14 protein-coding genes and 2 pseudogenes are annotated in these 16,807 nt (G+C 63.6%); 5 read left to right on the top strand and 11 right to left on the bottom strand.

The genetic code is table 11. The annotated features are described in order from the left end of the window. Positions 1 to 24 precede the first annotated feature (24 nt). From HDG37_RS30895 to HDG37_RS30880, 4 genes are all read left to right on the top strand, one after another. Positions 25 to 2,298, top strand: coding sequence for a TonB-dependent receptor (locus tag HDG37_RS30895; RefSeq protein WP_409260255.1), 2,274 nt, complete (start codon positions 25 to 27; stop codon positions 2,296 to 2,298). A 70-nt stretch (positions 2,299 to 2,368) separates the two neighbouring features. Further along, on the top strand, positions 2,369 to 3,862 hold the full coding sequence (locus tag HDG37_RS30890) for a PepSY domain-containing protein (protein ID WP_184054291.1): 1,494 nt from the start codon (positions 2,369 to 2,371) through the stop codon (positions 3,860 to 3,862). A 97-nt stretch (positions 3,863 to 3,959) separates the two neighbouring features. Next, positions 3,960 to 4,754, top strand: a complete 795-nt coding sequence (locus HDG37_RS30885) for a DeoR/GlpR family DNA-binding transcription regulator (protein WP_184054289.1) — start codon at positions 3,960 to 3,962, stop codon at positions 4,752 to 4,754. Then, positions 4,751 to 5,896 (top strand): MFS transporter, encoded by a 1,146-nt coding sequence (locus tag HDG37_RS30880; protein ID WP_184054287.1) that lies wholly within the window; start codon positions 4,751 to 4,753, stop codon positions 5,894 to 5,896. The genes HDG37_RS30885 and HDG37_RS30880 overlap by 4 nt, the downstream gene beginning before the upstream one ends. Before the next feature lie 183 nt (positions 5,897 to 6,079). Here HDG37_RS30880 and HDG37_RS40475 read toward each other — a convergent pair. The 6 genes and pseudogenes from HDG37_RS40475 to HDG37_RS30850 form a co-directional block, all read right to left on the bottom strand. Continuing rightward, positions 6,080 to 6,517 (bottom strand): annotated as a pseudogene (locus tag HDG37_RS40475) (sterol desaturase family protein); the annotation flags it as partial. 898 nt (positions 6,518 to 7,415) lie between these two features. After that, on the bottom strand, positions 7,416 to 8,360 hold the full coding sequence (locus tag HDG37_RS30870) for a M23 family metallopeptidase (protein ID WP_184054283.1): 945 nt from the start codon (positions 8,358 to 8,360) through the stop codon (positions 7,416 to 7,418). Positions 8,361 to 8,713: 353 nt separating this feature from the next. Continuing rightward, complete coding sequence (locus tag HDG37_RS30865; RefSeq protein ID WP_018423381.1) at positions 8,714 to 8,941, bottom strand: hypothetical protein; 228 nt, start codon at positions 8,939 to 8,941, stop codon at positions 8,714 to 8,716. Between the two features lie 97 nt (positions 8,942 to 9,038). Next, complete coding sequence (locus tag HDG37_RS30860) at positions 9,039 to 9,182, bottom strand: hypothetical protein (RefSeq protein WP_167368704.1); 144 nt, start codon at positions 9,180 to 9,182, stop codon at positions 9,039 to 9,041. A gap of 50 nt (positions 9,183 to 9,232) precedes the next feature. Next, positions 9,233 to 9,523: a hypothetical protein gene (locus HDG37_RS30855; RefSeq protein WP_184054281.1), complete on the bottom strand. Its 291-nt coding sequence runs from the start codon at positions 9,521 to 9,523 to the stop codon at positions 9,233 to 9,235. A 245-nt stretch (positions 9,524 to 9,768) separates the two neighbouring features. Next, complete coding sequence (locus HDG37_RS30850; protein ID WP_184054279.1) at positions 9,769 to 10,101, bottom strand: DUF2322 family protein; 333 nt, start codon at positions 10,099 to 10,101, stop codon at positions 9,769 to 9,771. 139 nt (positions 10,102 to 10,240) lie between these two features. Between HDG37_RS30850 and HDG37_RS30845 the strand changes: the two are divergent. Next, a pseudogene (locus HDG37_RS30845) lies at positions 10,241 to 10,621 on the top strand (hypothetical protein); the annotation flags it as partial. A 168-nt stretch (positions 10,622 to 10,789) separates the two neighbouring features. On the opposite strand, the gene HDG37_RS30840 reads toward HDG37_RS30845, so the two are convergent. The 5 genes from HDG37_RS30840 to HDG37_RS30820 form a co-directional block, all read right to left on the bottom strand. Further along, positions 10,790 to 11,572 (bottom strand): hypothetical protein, encoded by a 783-nt coding sequence (locus tag HDG37_RS30840; protein ID WP_184054277.1) that lies wholly within the window; start codon positions 11,570 to 11,572, stop codon positions 10,790 to 10,792. A gap of 12 nt (positions 11,573 to 11,584) precedes the next feature. Beyond that, positions 11,585 to 12,436, bottom strand: coding sequence for a carbohydrate ABC transporter permease (locus tag HDG37_RS30835; RefSeq protein WP_184054275.1), 852 nt, complete (start codon positions 12,434 to 12,436; stop codon positions 11,585 to 11,587). 10 nt (positions 12,437 to 12,446) lie between these two features. Further along, complete coding sequence (locus HDG37_RS30830; protein ID WP_184054266.1) at positions 12,447 to 13,421, bottom strand: carbohydrate ABC transporter permease; 975 nt, start codon at positions 13,419 to 13,421, stop codon at positions 12,447 to 12,449. Between the two features lie 57 nt (positions 13,422 to 13,478). Then, the gene (locus HDG37_RS30825; RefSeq protein WP_184054264.1) at positions 13,479 to 14,732 is read right to left on the bottom strand and encodes an ABC transporter substrate-binding protein; all 1,254 of its coding nucleotides are present in this window, start codon (positions 14,730 to 14,732) and stop codon (positions 13,479 to 13,481) included. 92 nt (positions 14,733 to 14,824) lie between these two features. Beyond that, positions 14,825 to 16,804 carry a beta-galactosidase gene (locus HDG37_RS30820; RefSeq protein ID WP_184054262.1) on the bottom strand — a complete coding sequence of 660 codons (1,980 nt, stop codon included), beginning with the start codon at positions 16,802 to 16,804 and terminating at the stop codon, positions 14,825 to 14,827. Positions 16,805 to 16,807 lie beyond the last annotated feature (3 nt).

The following is a 16,807-nucleotide window of genomic DNA, read 5'->3' as shown; positions in this document are numbered from 1 at the left end:
CGTTCCGTTCTTTGGCCCGCGCTCATGCCTGCCTTCGTGCCGGCTTTCGTCGCAACACCCACGCATGCCGCCGACGCAAACACCGACGCGACGCTGCCCGCCGTCAGCGTCAGTGCGAGCGCAAGCGCGAGCGCCGCACCGCGCGCCGTCGACCCGAACCTGCCCGCCTCCGTCGAAACCGTGACGCGCGATCAGTTCGCGAACTGGAACGTCGTCAACACCGAGGACGTGCTCAAGTACATGCCGAACCTGGCGGTACGCAAGCGCTTTACCGGCGATCTGAATTCGATCATCGCGGTGCGCGGCACCGGCAATACGCAGAGCGCGCGCGGCCTCGTCTATGCGGACGGTTTGCTGCTGAGCAACCTGCTTGGCAATAGCTATTCGTTTCCGCCGCGCTGGTCGATGGTGTATCCCGACGAAATCCAGCAGGTCGACGTAATCTACGGGCCGTTTTCCGCGCTGTATCCGGGCAATTCGCTCGGCGCGACCGTGCTGATCAGCACGCGCATGCCAAAGCAGTTCGAGGCCAACGCCGACGTGAAGGCATTCACGCAGCACTTCAGCCTGTTCGGCGTGAACCAGAGCTTCAACGGCAGCGAAGCGAGCGCGTCGATCGGCGATAGCATCGGCAAGTTCTCGTACCGGCTCGGCGTCAATCATCTCGAGAACACGAGTCAGCCGCTGCAATTCGCAACGCTCGCTAAATCGACCACGCCCGCAAAGGCCGGCGACACGCCCGTCACCGGCGCCTATTTCTACAACAACCAGAACAATGCGCCGACGGCCGTGCTCGGTGTGAACGGCGAAGGCATCGAGCACACGGTGCAGGACCAGTTCACGCTGAAGATGCAGTACGACTTCACGCCGACGCTGCAGGGCGGCTTCACGCTCGGCTACTGGCACCAGACGTACAACAGCGAAACATCGACGTTCCTGCGCGACGCGACCGGCAACCCTGTGTACAGCGGCAACGTATCGATCAACGGTTACCACTACACGATTCCGGCGGCCGCGTTTGCGCCGGGTGTCGGGCACAGCGAGAACTGGCTCTACGGCGTGTCGCTGAAAACGCGCAACGCGACCGGCTGGAACGGCGAGGCGATCGCCTCGTATTACGACATCGGCAATGGCGTCGCACGCACCGCGAATGCCGGCTGCCCGGGCAATGGCCCCGGCACCGTGCTGTTCAACGACGGCACCGGCTGGAAGACGCTGGACCTGCGCGGCACCTATACGCCCGCGACGAACCAGCCAGGACTGGCCAATCACGCACTGAGCGTCGGCTACCACTACGACAACTACTTCGTCGACAACCAGACCTACAACACGCTGGACTGGCGCGACGGCGACGCGACCTCGTTCGCCAACGCGTTCACCGGCAAGACGCAGACGCAAGCTCTTTATGCGCAGGACGCGTGGCGCTTTCTGCCGCGCTGGAAGCTCGTCTACGGCGCGCGCTATGAAGACTGGCAAGCCTACGATGGCGCACAGTCGCTGCCCGGCACGACGATCGCGTACAGCGATGCCAGCCAGCGCCACCTTTCGCCGAAGGCGTCGCTATCGTTCGATGTCAGCGACGAGCTGACTTTGCGCGCGTCGATCGCTCGCGCGTATCGCTTTCCGACCGCGGGCGAACTGTTCCAGGGGCAAATCAATGGCTCCGCGATCGTCAACAACAATCCATATTTGCAGCCCGAAGACGATCTGTCGAAAGAGCTGAGCGCCGAATGGGCGCATTGGAATGGCGTGTTCCGCTTCTCCCTGTTTCAGGACGACGTGAAGAACACGATCTTCAGTCAGACCGACACCACCGTGATTCCGAACGTGACGAACTTCCAGAACATCGGCAAGGTTCGCTCGCGCGGCGTCGAAGCAAGCTATTCGGGCGAGGACGTGTTCGTGCGCGGGCTCGATCTGCTCGCGAGCGTCGCGTACACGCAGTCGAAGATCCTCGAGAACGCACGGAATCCGGCCTCGGTCGGCAAGTACTTCTACCGCATTCCGCTGTGGCGCGCGAATCTTGCCGCGACGTATCACTTCGACGCGCGCGCGGCGCTGACGCTCGCTGCGCGTTACTCGGGTCGTCAGTACAACACGCTGACGAATACCGACACGAACCCCAACGTGTTCGGCGGCACCAGCACCTACACGGTCGCCGACGCGAAGTTCACGTTCAAGCCGACGAAGCTCAGCGAACTCGGCATCGGCGTCGACAACCTGTTCGACGCGCGCTACTTCGTCTACCACCCGTATCCGGGCCGCACGTTTTATGTCGAAGCGAAGCTGCATATCTAAGCCTGATGCAAGACGCGGCAAACCGCTTGTCGCACACGGACCATCGCCCCATTTGCCCGACGAGGATTTCATGTCCACGACTCGAACCGCCGAACGCGTGCGCGCGCAGAACGGTACAACCGCCGCCACGAGCGGCCCGACACATCCAGGCTATCGAACACTGTGGCGCTGGCATTTTTACGCGGGCCTCTTCGTGATGCCTTTTCTACTCGTGCTCGCCATCACCGGCACGCTGTATTGCTTCCAGCCGCAGATCGAGCCGCTGCTTTATCGACAGCAACTGGTCGTCGCACCGCAAGCCGTGCCGAGGCTGGCCGACAACGCACTGCTCGCGAAAGCGCGCGCGGCGATGCCGCCCGGCTCGATCGCGACGACCGCCGTGATCACGCGCGATCCGCAACGCAGCGCCGAATTCGTATTTCGTCTCGCCGACGGCTCGCAGCAGAGCATCTATCTGAATCCGTATAGCGGCGAGGTGCTGGGCACGCTGAGCGTCGAGCATCGCTTGATGCAGGTGGATCGCATGCTTCATCGCAAGCTGCTGCTCGGCAAGCCCGGCGAACTGCTGATGGAACTGGCCGCATGCTGGACGCTCGTGATGATCGGCACCGGCGTCGCACTATGGTGGCCGCGCGGCAAAACGACCACGCGCGCTGTGCTGCTGCCGCGCCTGGCGCTGAAAGGACGTCCGCTATGGAAAAGTCTTCACGCGGTGATCGGCATCTGGCTCGCGCTTGGCGCACTTGCGTTCGTATTGACGGGGCTGCCGTGGACCGGCTCGTGGGGCAAGCAGTTCAAGGCGTTCGCGACCGCGACGCAGCTTGGCGCTCCGCCGGGCGCGTGGGGCGGTTTGCCGTTGCGCTCCATCGTGCCGGGAACGCCCTCGGACCACGCGAGCGCCACGCTCGCGCATGCCACGCGCGCCGACATGGACTCGATGCCCGGTATGGTCATGGACGACCTGCCGTTGCCGCTGACGCCGTGGGCCGCGGGCAACGCGAGCGTGCCCTCTTCCGCGGCCACCGACGCGGCGCAGCCTCTGTCGCTCGGGCATGTCGTCGCGCTCGCCGCGTCGCTCGGTATCGCGGACGGCTACCGCATCGTGCTGCCGAACTCCGCAGCCGGCGTCTACACGCTCTCCTATTTCCCCGCGAATCCCAAAGACGAACGCACGCTGTACGTCGACCAATACAGCGGCGCGATCCTGAAGGACATTCGCTACGGCGATTACGGCGCGATCGCGAAGGCCGTGTCGTACGGCACCTCGCTGCATATGGGTCGCTACTTCGGCGTTGCGAATCAGATACTGTGCGCGGCCATTTCGCTCGGCCTTGGCGCGCTCGCTGTGACCGGCTTCGTGATGTGGTGGAAACGTCGGCCGCAACGCTCGCTCGGCGCGCCGTCGCGCGAGCGCGCCGCACCGCCGATGCGTGGCTGGACAACCGGCCTCGCGCTTCTCGGCATCGTTTTCCCGCTGATGGGCGCAACGCTCGTCGCGGTGTGGCTGCTCGACCGGCTGGTTTTCGGCCGTGACACACGACCGGAACCGAACGGCGTCGCGTGAGATCAAGACGAGCCGGGGCGCACCGCTTGCGCCCCACAAGCGTTTACGATATATTTTGCTCGCTTATGATCGATTCACGCCGAAACGGAGACGAGACATGCAGCGAACCCGGGAAGATGCAATCAACGGGCTACTGCCCGAGCAGCGCGAAGCACTGATTCTGGAGCGATTGCGCACGCATGGTCGCGTGCTCGCGGCCGAGCTGGCCACCGAGTTGCAGATCTCCGAGCACACCGTGCGCCGTCATCTGCGCGATCTCGCGGATCGGGGGCACTGCAAGCGCGTGTACGGCGGTGCGTTACTGATGTCGCCCGCCGACAAACCCGCGGCGCTGCGCATGCATGAGGCCGTCGATCGCAAGGCACGCCTTGCCGCGGCGGCCGTATCGATCGTTCGTCCAAAGCAGATCGTGCTGCTCGACGCGGGCACGACGAACGTCGCGATCGCGTCGGCGCTGCCCGACAACACCGGCCTGACCGTCGTCACGAATTCGCCCGAGGCCTGCGCGCGGCTGCTGAACCGCCCGGGTATCGACGTGATCCTGATCGGCGGCCGCATCGCCGGCGGCGCGGCGGGCTCGCTCGGGGCGACCGCGCTGCTGCAGATCCAGCAGATCCGCGCGGATCTCTGTTTTCTCGGCGCCTGCGCCTTCGACCCCGACGAAGGCGTCGCCGTATTCGACGCAGAGGACGCCGAACTGAAACGCGCGATGGTCAAAGCGAGTAGCCAGATCGCCATCGCACTGACCTCGGAAAAGCTCATGACAGCGGCGCCGTTCGCGGTAGCGCCTGTTTCGGCCGTCGATTATCTGTTCGTCGAAGCGGACGTGCCGGACGCGCGTGTCGCGAGCCTCCAGGCCGTCTGCGATAACGTGATGGCGGCACGCCCATGAACTCACTCGTCAGGGAACGCATCGCGACGCTCGCCGTCTTTCTCGCCAACGGTTTCGGCATCGGCGCATGGGCGGTCGAGGTGCCGCGCATCAAGGAAAGCCTGGCGCTCAGCGACACCTCGCTCGGCATCGCGCTGTTCTGCTTCGCGCTCGGCGCCATCGTTGCGATGCCGCTCGCGGGACAGCTCGCGCCGCGCGTCGGCAGCGGCCGCGCCACCGCGCTGCTCGGCGCGGCATTCGCGATCGCGCTGCCGTTGCCCGCGCTCGCGCCGGGCATGCTGACGTTGTGCGTGGTGCTGTTTGCGCTTGGCGCGTCGAACGGCGCGCTCGACGTGTCGATGAACGGACATGCGAGCGCGATCGAAACACGCTGGCGCGCGCCGATCATGTCGTCGTTTCATGCCGCGTGGAGCGCGGGCGGCCTGCTTGGCGCGGCGAGCGGCGCGATGCTGCAGAAAGGCGGCGTCGGCGTCGTGGGCGGGCTGTTCGCGCCCGATCTGTTGATCGCGGCCCTGATCATTTTCGCCGCGTCGTTTGCGTTGCGCGATATCGGTCCGCGCGCGGCCGCCGCGTCGAGCGGCTTCGCATGGCCCGACAGCAGCGTGATGAAACTGGCGCTGCTCGCGTTCATGTGCATGCTCGTCGAAGGCGCGGTGGCCGACTGGAGCGCGGTGTACCTGCGCTCCACGTTGAACCAGGAAGCGAGCGTCGCCGCGATCGGCTACTCCGCGTTCGCGTTTTCGATGGCGGCCTGCCGCATCGCCGGCGATGCATCGGTGCGGCGCTTCGGTTCGAGCAAGGTCGTCGCGCTCGGCGGTCTGATCGCGCTCGCCGGACTCGCGCTCGTGCTGAGCGTGCCGACGGTGCTGACCGCGTGCGTCGGCTTCGCGATGGTCGGCATCGGTCTCGCGAATATCGTTCCGGTGATTTTCAGCGCGGCGGGTCGCTCGAGCGCGACGCCGGCGATCGGCGTGTCGATGGCGGCCACGTTCGGCTATGCGGGCTTTCTGGTCGGGCCGCCGCTGATTGGTTTCGGTGCCGGCGTGCTCGGCCTGCGCGCGGCGCTGGGCGTGCTCGTGATGGCCACGCTGATCGTGTCGCTGCTGGGCGGCAACGCGGTGCGCGCCGCGCAACCCGTGTAGCCAGCGTTATTTCGCTTTCTTGTCGAGCACGGCAAGCGGCTTGCGAACGGGTAACGCATCGCGTGCCGCATGCTGACCCAATGGCCAGCTGAACGCGCCGAGCAGCGAGCTCGGCTGCGTACCATCGTCGAGACCGGTGGCGGGCCACTCGTGTTTCGCGGGCACCCAACGCGTGCCGAACACGTGATCCCACATCGGCAATAGCTGCGTGAAGTTGTGATTGAAATGCTCGGCGCGAATCGAGTGATGCAGCCGGTGATACTGCGGATTGTTGACCCACGTGATGTAGCGGCCAAGGTCCATGCGCAGATTCAGATGCGCGAAATAGTTGCCGAACATGAACACGATCGAGGTCGCACCGACGATCCACGGCTCGACCTTGAACAGTACGCCGACGAGCGGATAAAGCAGGCAGCCCTTGAGCAGCACTTCTATCCAATGATGCCGCAACGTGATCGTCACGTTGAAATCCACCGCGCTATGGTGCAGCGAATGCAGCTTCCACAGGATGGGCCATGTGTGCTGCAAGCGATGAAACGCGTATTCGAGGAAATCGATCGTCAGCAGCACGATCACGAACGAAGCGAGCGCGCCCCACCCGCGCGACACCAGCACCACCATCCCGCCGCCGAGTGCATTGACGATCGCGACGCTCGCGGCCGCCGTCAGCGGCTTCGTGGCTTCCGCCAACGCCAGATACAGACCCGCATACGCCATGTTCAGACGCTGCCCCGCGCGCGATTGCAGCAATGCGGCTGGCCAGCGACGCTCGAGCAACGCACCGACGCCCATCATGACCAGCACGAGCGCGTAGGCTTGCAGCCACAGGCTCGCGTGGTGCAGCAATGCGTGAAACGGGCTCGACGCTAACATGAAATTCCCTGATGCGGCGGTCGTTAGCATGATCTTCGCAGCCCGCCGGCCCGCACGCAAGCGCCCTTTAGCGGGGGCCCGCCGCGAATTCGGCTTCACCCGCAAGCACGGAAAAAAATGGCGGGGTCATCGCTTCACGCCGTCACGATCGCGAGCGGACGTTAGATGCAGCCGTATCGTCCGCTCGCGTCGTCGTTGTTTGTCGACATCCGTTTGGTATTGGCCCCGCCGCACCTCGCAAGTTGCGCCAAGCTCCCCGAGCGCGAATCGCGAGACTTTTGCTGCCGTCGGCATTTGTTCACTGCGTGAAATTCCGGCTGCAACATGTGTAGTTCTTGTGCATTCGTCATTGCAATGGCTATGCCATGCTGGAATGAAGGCTTGCTACGTATGGAGAAATGCCTGCCGGGGCACTTCGAAGCGGGCCCGATCGCACGCGATGCATCGGAAATGAGACGCCGCGGCGATGCCCCGACGCCTTCGTGCTGGCTCGCACACGTCGTTCGACGCGCGCGGGAATACCCGAACGCGCATTGACGGACCAAGGTTTGCGACCCGTACCGGTCAACATGCCGACACGTCATGCGACGAAAGCGCGCCTGAATCATGCGGACCGGCGTGTCGCAAAGTTGAGACGGCAAGCGGCTTACAGCAACGCGGTCAATTGCGCGACACGCGACTCGAACTGCCGTAGTTCATCGCCGGCAAGCGACCTCTTCCGCGGCAGGTCGACCTTGAGCGGATCCTGCGGCACACCGTTCACGTGGACCTCGAAATGCAGATGCGGTCCGGTTGCCCAACCGGTCTTGCCGACATAGCCGATCACCTGATCGCGCATTACGCGGCTGCCGGAGCGCAGTCCTTTCGCGAAGCGCGACAGATGCGCGAACGTCGTAGAAAACGGTGCGGGGTTCTGAATGACGACCACGTTGCCGTAACCGGCCTGACGGCCGATAAAGCGGATTACGCCGCGCGCGGTGGCACGCACGGGCGTGCCGGCCGGCGCGGCAAGGTCCACACCGTCATGACTTTGCCAACGATGCAGCACCGGATCGAAGCGGCGCAACGAGAAAGCCGACGACACGCGCGTGAAGTCGAGCGGATAGCGCTCGAACGCAGGCCCTGCGCTGACGCCGTCTTTCGAGTAGTAGACCGGTTGGCCGTGAAGATTTTTCTGAAGGAACACGTCGTGCGCGGTCGAGCCTCGCATGATGCGCACCGCGAGCGGTTGGCGCGATGCGTCTTTGCTGTTGTCGCTACCGGTGTCGAATACGGCGCTCACGCGGTCGCCAGGTCGCAGATCGCGCGACAGATCGAGCTCGTCGCGAAACGCGCGCGACAGAATGGCTGTGGTGCCCGCATCGACGCCGATGCTCTGCGCGGCCGCCGCGAATGTACGCTCGACCGGCGCTTCCCTCACGGTGTACGCGGGAGCTTGCGCAGCGGGCGCGACCGGTGCGGGTGCCGACGCCGGTCTCGGCACGCGGGCAACGGCCTGCGTCGAGTCCTTGCTCAGGAGCGAGACGTCGGGGTCGACGTTGCGCGCGGCGCGTTCATGAGTGACGAGATAGGCGGCGCACGCCGAGCTCATTGCGCATACGACAATGATTTTGCTGGCGCGCCCCGACAGAAGACGAGCTACAGATAGAGGCATGGTCAGGAACGACTGTCGACCATCGCATGCGCGAAAGGCACGCACGGCGAGGTGGTTTCGTTGAATCAGCGTCTCCAGGCACTGCATAAGACGCTGCATGAGGCTCGGGGCAGCCTATGGTTGCTTTCTTAAGTCAGCCTTAAGCTGCCCCCAAATGAGCCTGCGATGCGGCGAGGGCGCGCGCTCGAACTTTGGCCGCTGAGGCACGACGGGCATGACGGCGCAATCGCGCTGCGCCGGCGAGAGAACTAGCCGGGATATTCGACTCGGCCGCGCGGACGTGGACCGGGTTACGACAACGAAGCAAGCATGTTCGACAGCCGTCGGACATGGGCCTTGAACGCGTCGCTCGTTTCGCGGTTCGTGGTGGGATTCAGATGCGAGCTTTCGGCGAGTTGCGCCTGCTCGTGAAAGTCGTTGGCGATCCTGCGCCTGATATCGTCGGGCAGCGACCGCACGATGGAGACCAGCAAAGCCTCTTCGGCATGCAGCATGCCGAGAATCGAATGTGTGTCCATACGGGAACCTCCGTGGGGAACATCGTCGGTGCCGGCCGGCAGTGGCGCCGGCGCTCCTCATGTTACCCCGTTGGTTCCGCGTCGTTGGTCGCGCGCGTTACTCGGCGATCGAATAGCGCGACGGACGAGCACGCGGCTGCTCCGCCTCACGCTCGACGCGCGGACTCGCGCCGCGGATGAACAGGACCGCGCAAAACGCGACCATGGCCCAGATGCAAAGAATGACGGTCAAAGCGCTCATGTCAGTTTCCGGTACTTCGGGATAGTACGGTGATGCTGCCGCGTAGGCTGTCAATGCAGCGTGGACCGCTCGGGCGCACCGAACAGCAGCTCATCGATCAGGGCGGTCGTGAACGTCAGCTGCGTTTCGAGCGATTGGCGCGCGGCTTGCGCGCCCGCTTCGTCGCTTCGGGCGATGGCTGCGTGTGCCTGCGTGGCGAGACGCACGATGGCTTCGGAACCGCGTTGCAGTTCGCGCATCGCGGGGTCGTCCGGACCCGGCGTCGGCTGATCCCGTTCCGAGGTGGTGAGTTCCGGCAGGTCGGCGTCGAACCGGCGGGGTTTGTTGTGACGGGAAGACATCCGGGGGCTCCTGACGGAAAAGCGCGATATACGCGGCGGGACGAACCCAGTGTGCGCCGCCCCCCGCGTTTCAATTCATCGAACAGAAGCCGAATCTGAAGCTAATCTGGGGCTTCGGGGAAACGAGGGTTTTTACCGAGCAATTAGCGCAGGTGGGCCGCAAATCCCGTCGCGGGGACGTTGGAATTCGCGGCGCCAGCAGGAAAACGTCTACCTTGCCGGCGCGGAAAAGACTTTGAGCGGCCTCAAGCCGCCGGAACAACATCGATGCGCAATGCCTCGCCGCCAGCGGCAATCGCCAGCAGGTGATCGACGTTCGGATGCGCGCCCGGACGGTTGCGCGCGTCGGCCGTATGCTCGGCAAACAGCGCAAGGCCGTGTTCGGCCGCCTTCGCGTCGAGCGTGCCGAACGCGCCGCGCAGGTAGTTGTACACCGCGAGCGAGCCCTGCTTGCCAGGTTTGTTCTCGATGCTAGCGAGCACGGTACCGCCGCCATTGACCAGATCGATGCGTGCGATGCCGTCGATCGCCGGCATTCTGGCGAGATTTTCCTTGAAAACGTTGCTCGGTTCGATCATTGAAACCACTCCTTCCGTTCTAAAAAATGCATGGCGGGCCGTATCTTATCCGATGGGCGGCGAGCGGGCGAATTGGGGGCCACGACGGATCGGCACGCGCATCTGATACCTGGTATTCCCGGTAATTTTTCGCATGGGGACCTGGTACAACCAGCCGAGCGATACCGCGCATCCGTATAGCGCCGCGCTGATCACGGTGCGCGACGGCAAGCGCGTGATCAACCTGAACCTGAGCCAGGCGCCCGACTACAACTCGTACACGCCGTACTATCCGGCGCCGTCCTCGGGCAATCTCGCGGTGGAAACGGACTACACGTCGTTCGCGGACTTCCAGAACACGATGGCGAATAGCGACGGCTACTCGGTCAGCTACACGAATAGCCCCGCGACGAACCCGCTGTCGACCACGCCGATTGGACAGTTGCACTCCAACTTCGCCTGTACGACCAACCCGTTCGCGTTGACGGGCGGCGCCAGCCGTACGCTGACGTGGACGCTGAAGTACGCCGATCCGGCCTGATAGCGGCAAGCGCCTTCCTTCCAGTTTTCAGGCAGGAAGGCCTCGTTCGATGGTTGATAGGGGTAGCAGCAATACCGGTAGCAGAAGTTGCCTTGTTAAGGAATCTCCTGGTCGGAACAATACGGCATCGACGCAGAGAACCCGACGACGAGTCCGATTCAGGCAACTTCACCGGAGCTGGCAAACATGCGCATTTCCTTTCTGCACACGATCGAAAATAACAGACCCGTATTCGAGCACGCAGCCACCGAGATGGGTCTGCGGCCCGCCGATCTTCGCCATGCAGTGCGAGCGGACCTGCGTGAAGCGATCGACCGTGTTGGCACGTTTTCTTCCGACATACAAGCGCAAACGCGCGGTTGTCTTGTCGAACTTGCGAGCAACGCCGATGCCGTCGTCCTGACGTGCGCAACGCTCGGGCCCATAGTCGATGAGATCGGCGATGCGCCTGTGCCTTTTGTCCGGGCGGATGCCGCTCTGGCTGCCGCGGCCGCCGAAGCCGCGCAAGGCGGTGGAAAGATTGCGGTACTGTGCGCGGCGGAAGGCGCGATCGAATCCAATCGGAAACTCTTCACGAGGTATGCGGAAGAACGTTCCGCGTCGGTGGAGATTATCCACGTGCCGCAAGTTTGGACACTGTTCCGCAGCAGTGAAATGAATGCATGCTTCGCGGCGCTCGCATCGGCGACGAAACATGCCTATGCGGCAGGCGCGAGCGTCGTCGCGTTTGCTCATCCGTGGATGGCGCCGGCAGTTGACCTCGCGAGCGAAGTCGGCGAAGGCAAGCGGCTTCTCGATAGTGCGCGCGCGGCGTTGAATGCCGTTATGCAGCGGGTCAACCCGGCGCCAGCTGAAAAGCGTTGATCGAGAAGTCCGCGTGCGAGCAGCAGTTCGCCACGCCGAAAAAAAGCCCGCTTCCGCGGGCAACCCTTCTCTACCCAGCAGCGCCACGCGTGAACAGCATCACCCCTTCGTCGCGCCAAACGTCAGGCCCGCGACGAAATGCTTCTGCATCGCAAAGAACATCATGACCGATGGCAGCGCCGCCAGAATCGATCCCGCCGAAACGAGATTCCACGCGGTCGTCCACTGCCCTTTCAGCGCGGCCACGCCGACCGTGATCGGCGCGGCGTCATCGCCTTGCGTCAGACACAAGGCCCAGAAATAGTCGTTCCACACGAACGTGAACACGAGGATCGCCAACGCCGCGAGCGCCGGACGAATCAGCGGCAGCACGATCCTGAAGAACACGGTCCACTCGTTCGCCCCTTCGATGCGCGCCGCCTCGACCAGCTCGAATGGCAGCTGCTTGATGAAGTTGCGCAGAAACAGCGCGCAAAAGCCGGTCTGGAACGACACATGAAACAGAATCAGCGCGCTCACGGTATTGAACAGACCGAGTTGCAACGACAGATCCCGCACCGGAATCATCAACACCTGAACCGGCACGAAGTTGCCCGCGACGAACGTCGCGAACAACGTCGAATTGCCGCGAAAGCGATAGATCGCCAAGGCAAAGCCCGCCATCGCCGCGAGTGCGATCGAACCCACTACGGAAGGAACCGTAATCAGCACGCTATTCCAGAAGTAATGCAGCATCGGCGACGTCGTCAATGCCTCGCGATAGTTATCGAACATCGCGAAGTGCTTCGGCCATCCCCAGTAATTGCCCTCGCTCAGTTCTTCGGTCGAACGCACGGACGTGACCAGCACCGCGATCATCGGCAACAGCCAGATCACGAGTGCAATCGGCAACGTCAGTTTGTACGCGCGGCGCGTGGCCGGCTTCCATTTGTCGATCGGAATCGGAAACATCAGCGGCTCCTCATTGCTCGGCGCGCAGCATTCGCCGCAGGTGATAGACGATGTACACGAGCATGATGCCGAACAGCACCACCGCGATCGCCGCCGAATAGCCGATGCGGTAGTACTTGATCGCCTGGTCGTACATGAAATAGGCGAGCACCGTCGAGCTTTCGAACGGACCGCCGCCCGTCATCACCGAAATCAGATCGAAGCTGCGCAGCGCGCCGATGATCGTCACGACGATCGCCATGAACGTCGTGGGCCGCAACTGCGGCAGGATGACATGCCAGAGCATCGACCAGCCCTGCGCGCCTTCCATTCGCGCAGCTTCGATCTGCTCGGCGTTCAACGTGGTCAAGCCGGTCAGATAAAGAATCATGCAGTACGCGGTTTGCGGCCACAGCGCCGCGAACACGATGCCGAGCGTCGCATAGCGCGGATCGCCGAGCACCGGCACGCCGTGGCCGAGCATCATCGCGAGCAGGCCGAAGGTCGGATCGTAGAACCATGAAAAGATCAGTCCGACCACGACCCCCGACAACACGAATGGCGCGAAAAACAGCGACTTGACGATACGGATGCCCGCCACCGCCTGATTCAGATACAGCGCGACGGCGAGGCCCATCGGCGGTGCGAGCAAAAACAGCACGAGCCAGATCAGGTTGTTCTTGAGCGCCGTATAGAACGTGGGCGTATGGACCAGCTCGATGTAGTTCGCGAGGCCGACGAAGGTCGGCTCGGTCATCCCATCCCAGTTGAAGAAGCTCAGGCGGATCGTCGAGAGGATCGGCCACACCACGTACACGGCCACCATGAAGCAGGCCGGCGCGAGAAACAGGAACGCGGCGCGCCGCTGCCGCCGCGCGGTCGGCGTGGGGCCGCGCCGGCGCGACGCGACCGACGCGCCGCTCAGCGCACCGCCCGACGCCGGCAAGCCCGGGCCGCCGGGTTCAACAGGACCGTCGACGCTATGACGGCTGACGGAATGCGACACGATCAATCTCCCGATCCAATCCGATGCATCGGACAGCGGCCTTGCGGCCGCCGCCGCTCACTTCTTGTAGATACGCTGACGCGTCTGCTCGAGCTGCGCGAGGATGTCGTCCAGTTTCGACGGATCGGAGACGAACTGCTGCATCCCCTTCATCCCTTCGTCGGCCATTTCCTTCGTCATGTCGCGATCGTAGAACTGCGCAATGCCGCCCTTCGTGTTCGACAGGATCTGGAAGCCGATCTTCGAAATCGGATCTTCAGGCTCCGGCGATTTGCTGTTCGCCGACAACGAGCCGAGTCCCTTTGCGAGTTGCGCACCGATCTGAGGCGTCTCGACGAACGCAAGGAACGTGTGCGCATCGGACTTGTTCTTCGCTTTCGACGGAATATGCAGCGATTCGACCGGCCCGTCCTCGGCGGTCGGCACCCTGGAGTCGATGATCGGGAACTGGAAGTACCCCATTTGCGGCTTCACGTTGTCCGGGAAACCCGCCGCAATGAACGTCCCCATCAGCATCATGGCAGCCTTGCCCTGGAACAGGAACGGCTGCACCGCGTCGAGATCGTAGGACAGTGAATTGTTGATGAAGTAGCCGTCGTCGATCAGTTGCTTCCACGTCGTATAGACCTTCTTCACGCGCGGATCGGTGTACGGAATTTCGCCGGCCATCAGCTTCTGGTGAAACGCATTGCCGTTCAGGCGCAGATCGAGATAATCGAACCAGCCGGCCAGCGTCCAGGCATCGCGGCCCGCCACGGCGATCGGCGCAATGCCGGCGGCCTTCAGCTTTTTCGCGGCGTCGAGAAACTCGTCCCACGTTTTCGGCTCGCCCTTGATGCCGGCCTTCTCGAACAGGTCCTTGCGATAGAACATCCCCCACGAGTAGTACACGGTCGGCGCGGCATACTGCTTGCCCTTGTACGACGATGCTTCCTTCGTCGACGCATACATGTCGTTCCAGCCGTTCTTCTGCCAGTCGCCGGTCAGATCCTCGAACAGGCCACGCTGCGCGTAATACGCCATACGCTCGCCGTCGTGCCAGTTGACGATATCGGGCGCGACAGTCGAAAGCCAACCCGGCAACTGAACCTTGTAGGCTTCCTCATCGATGAACGACACCTTCACGTCGATCCCGGGATGCGCCTTCTTGAACTCGTCGACCACCTGCTGCCAAACCGCGCGCTGGCTCGCGCCCTTGTACGCGATGTTCATCGCGAGCGTGGCCGCCTGCGCGGTGCCGACGACCGAGGTCCCCGCGGCAACCGCGGCCAGCGCGAGCGCCAACAGAATCTTGCGTGGTTTCAGTTTCATCCTGACTGTCTCCTTCATTCCATGGTTTTTACGTCGTTGTCGCTTCTAGCTTCTATATCGAATGACTGCGTGGAATTGCCAAGGCCGGACTTCTATTGCGAGCGGTAGACCGCTACCCCTTGCGGCGCCACCTCCCGGGAGCCGATCACGAATGCGTCGTCGGAAATGTCGTCGAGCGTGTGGGTGCGATCGCCATAGTTGAACACATACGTCATTCCGCCGCGACGGCTGATGCGCACGCTGTCGCCGAGTGCCTGCGTTTCGAGGCCCGCTTCCTGCGCGATGCGCGCGAACAGGCGCACGGTCAAGGCGTCGTCGAACAGGCTCGCAAAGTAGTGATACGCGCCGCTTCGCACGTATGCCGGATGATCGTCCGCGAAACGCGCGCGCACGTCGAATGAAGATGATGCATCGCTGTCGATGAAATCGCGCCAGTGTCGCGCGAAGCCCTCGGCGGCACCGCCCTGCTGTTCCAGCACCACCGCTTCGGTCACGTTCGGCCGCATCGATTCGACGCGCCACACGCGCAGCGGCAGCACCGACGTCAATGCGCCCGGCGGCAGATTCGCCGGAATCCGCAGCTCGCGCGTCTTCGAGCCGGTGCGTGGACCGAGCACGACCTGCGCGCCCGAGCGCGCGAGACGTTCGGCGAAATCGTTGGGCACGACCGGCAGCGGCGGCACGACGACGAGGCTATAACCATCGAACGATGCATCGACCGGCACGACATCGACGTCGAGTCCGAGCGCGCGCAAAGCCGAGTAGTACTCGAACGCGAACCGCGGATAGTGAAAGTCCGCGCCCTGCGGATGAATCTCGAACAACCACTTCGCTTCATAGTCGTAGACGAGCGCGACTTTCGAGCGGATCGACGCATTGGCATCGGCGTTCGCGGCGAGCACCGCGTGAATTTCCGACGCCACCCGCGATGCTTCATTGCCGCCGACGTCGAGCCGGTTATCGGGCGTATTGAGGCCCGCGTGCATCTGCTCCTGCGCGAACGGCGCCTGACGCCAGCGGAAATACGACACGCAGCCCGCGCCGTGGGCGAACGCTTCCCAGCTCCACAGCCGCACCATGCCCGGCAGCGGCGCCGGATTCCACTGCGCCCAGTTCACCGGTCCCGGCTGCTGCTCCATCACCCAGAACGGCAGCTTCGACATGCCGCGATACACGTCGTGATTGAACGACGCGAAGTCCGGATGACCAGTGCGCAACCAGCGCGCCTTGATGTCCGGCGCGAACCACTGCTCTTCGAGCGCGCCGAGCGGATAGCTGTCCCACGTTGCGACGTCGAGATCGGCCGCGACCTTGTAGTGATCGAACTCGGTGAAGAGCTGCATGAAGTTGTGCGCGACGGGCCGCTCCGGCGAATGCGCGCGAATGATCTCGACCTGCATGCGGTTGTAGCGCGCCACTTCGTCGGATGCGAAGCGCCGGTAGTCGAGACGATGCGAAGGATGCGCCTCGGTCACGGTGCCGACCGGCGCGTCGATTTCTTCGAAGCCGCGGTACTCCATGCTCCAGAACACTGTGCCCCACGCCTCGTTCAACGCCTGGATCGTGCGATAACGCGCCTTCAGCCACTCGCGAAAGCGCGCGACCGCGGCCGCCGAATAACTGACCACCGTGTGATGACAGCCAAACTCGTTATCGGTCTGCCAGAAAGCGACCGCCGGGTGCTTGCCGTAACGCTCCGCCACCGCCGTGCAAATACGACGCGAAGCCTCGAAATACGCGGGCGACGAGAAGTCGTAATGACGCCGCGAGCCGAACCCGCGCGGCCGTCCATCGGCGCCGACCGGCAGGATCTCCGGATGACGATCGATCAGCCACTTCGGCGGCGTCGCGGTCGGCGTACACATGACGACCTTCAGGCCAGCCGCGCCGAGCACGTCGACGGCGCGATCGAGCCAGCCCCAGTCGTATTCGCCGGGAGTCGGCTCGATCCGGCTCCAGGCGAATTCCGCAATCCGCACCTGCTCGATGCCGAGCGCTTTCATGCGGCGCGCGTCGTCGTCCCACATCGACTCGGGCCAGTGCTCCGGGTAATAACAGACTCCAAGACGCATCCC

It is taken from the genome of Paraburkholderia sp. MM5384-R2 (assembly GCF_014201025.1).
Taxonomy (GTDB): Bacteria; Pseudomonadota; Gammaproteobacteria; order Burkholderiales; family Burkholderiaceae; genus Paraburkholderia; species Paraburkholderia tuberum.
The sequence above is the reverse complement of the archived record's forward strand: the minus strand, read 5'-3'. Positions and strand labels throughout refer to the sequence as shown.

Excerpts from the sequence above, each read along its gene's own strand:
- HDG37_RS30850 (WP_184054279.1), bottom strand. The coding sequence starts at position 10,101 with ATGATCGAACCGAGCAACGTTTTCAAGGAAAATCTCGCCAGAATGCCG.
- HDG37_RS30860 (WP_167368704.1), bottom strand. The coding sequence starts at position 9,182 with ATGAGCGCTTTGACCGTCATTCTTTGCATCTGGGCCATGGTCGCGTTT.
- HDG37_RS30820 (WP_184054262.1), bottom strand. The coding sequence starts at position 16,804 with ATGCGTCTTGGAGTCTGTTATTACCCGGAGCACTGGCCCGAGTCGATG.
- HDG37_RS30895 (WP_409260255.1), top strand. The coding sequence starts at position 25 with ATGCCTGCCTTCGTGCCGGCTTTCGTCGCAACACCCACGCATGCCGCC.
- HDG37_RS30870 (WP_184054283.1), bottom strand. The coding sequence starts at position 8,360 with ATGAGCTCGGCGTGCGCCGCCTATCTCGTCACTCATGAACGCGCCGCG.
- HDG37_RS30855 (WP_184054281.1), bottom strand. The coding sequence starts at position 9,523 with ATGTCTTCCCGTCACAACAAACCCCGCCGGTTCGACGCCGACCTGCCG.
- HDG37_RS30835 (WP_184054275.1), bottom strand. The coding sequence starts at position 12,436 with ATGTTTCCGATTCCGATCGACAAATGGAAGCCGGCCACGCGCCGCGCG.
- HDG37_RS30880 (WP_184054287.1), top strand. The coding sequence starts at position 4,751 with ATGAACTCACTCGTCAGGGAACGCATCGCGACGCTCGCCGTCTTTCTC.
- HDG37_RS30885 (WP_184054289.1), top strand. The coding sequence starts at position 3,960 with ATGCAGCGAACCCGGGAAGATGCAATCAACGGGCTACTGCCCGAGCAG.
- HDG37_RS30865 (WP_018423381.1), bottom strand. The coding sequence starts at position 8,941 with ATGGACACACATTCGATTCTCGGCATGCTGCATGCCGAAGAGGCTTTG.
- HDG37_RS30890 (WP_184054291.1), top strand. The coding sequence starts at position 2,369 with ATGTCCACGACTCGAACCGCCGAACGCGTGCGCGCGCAGAACGGTACA.
- HDG37_RS30825 (WP_184054264.1), bottom strand. The coding sequence starts at position 14,732 with ATGAAACTGAAACCACGCAAGATTCTGTTGGCGCTCGCGCTGGCCGCG.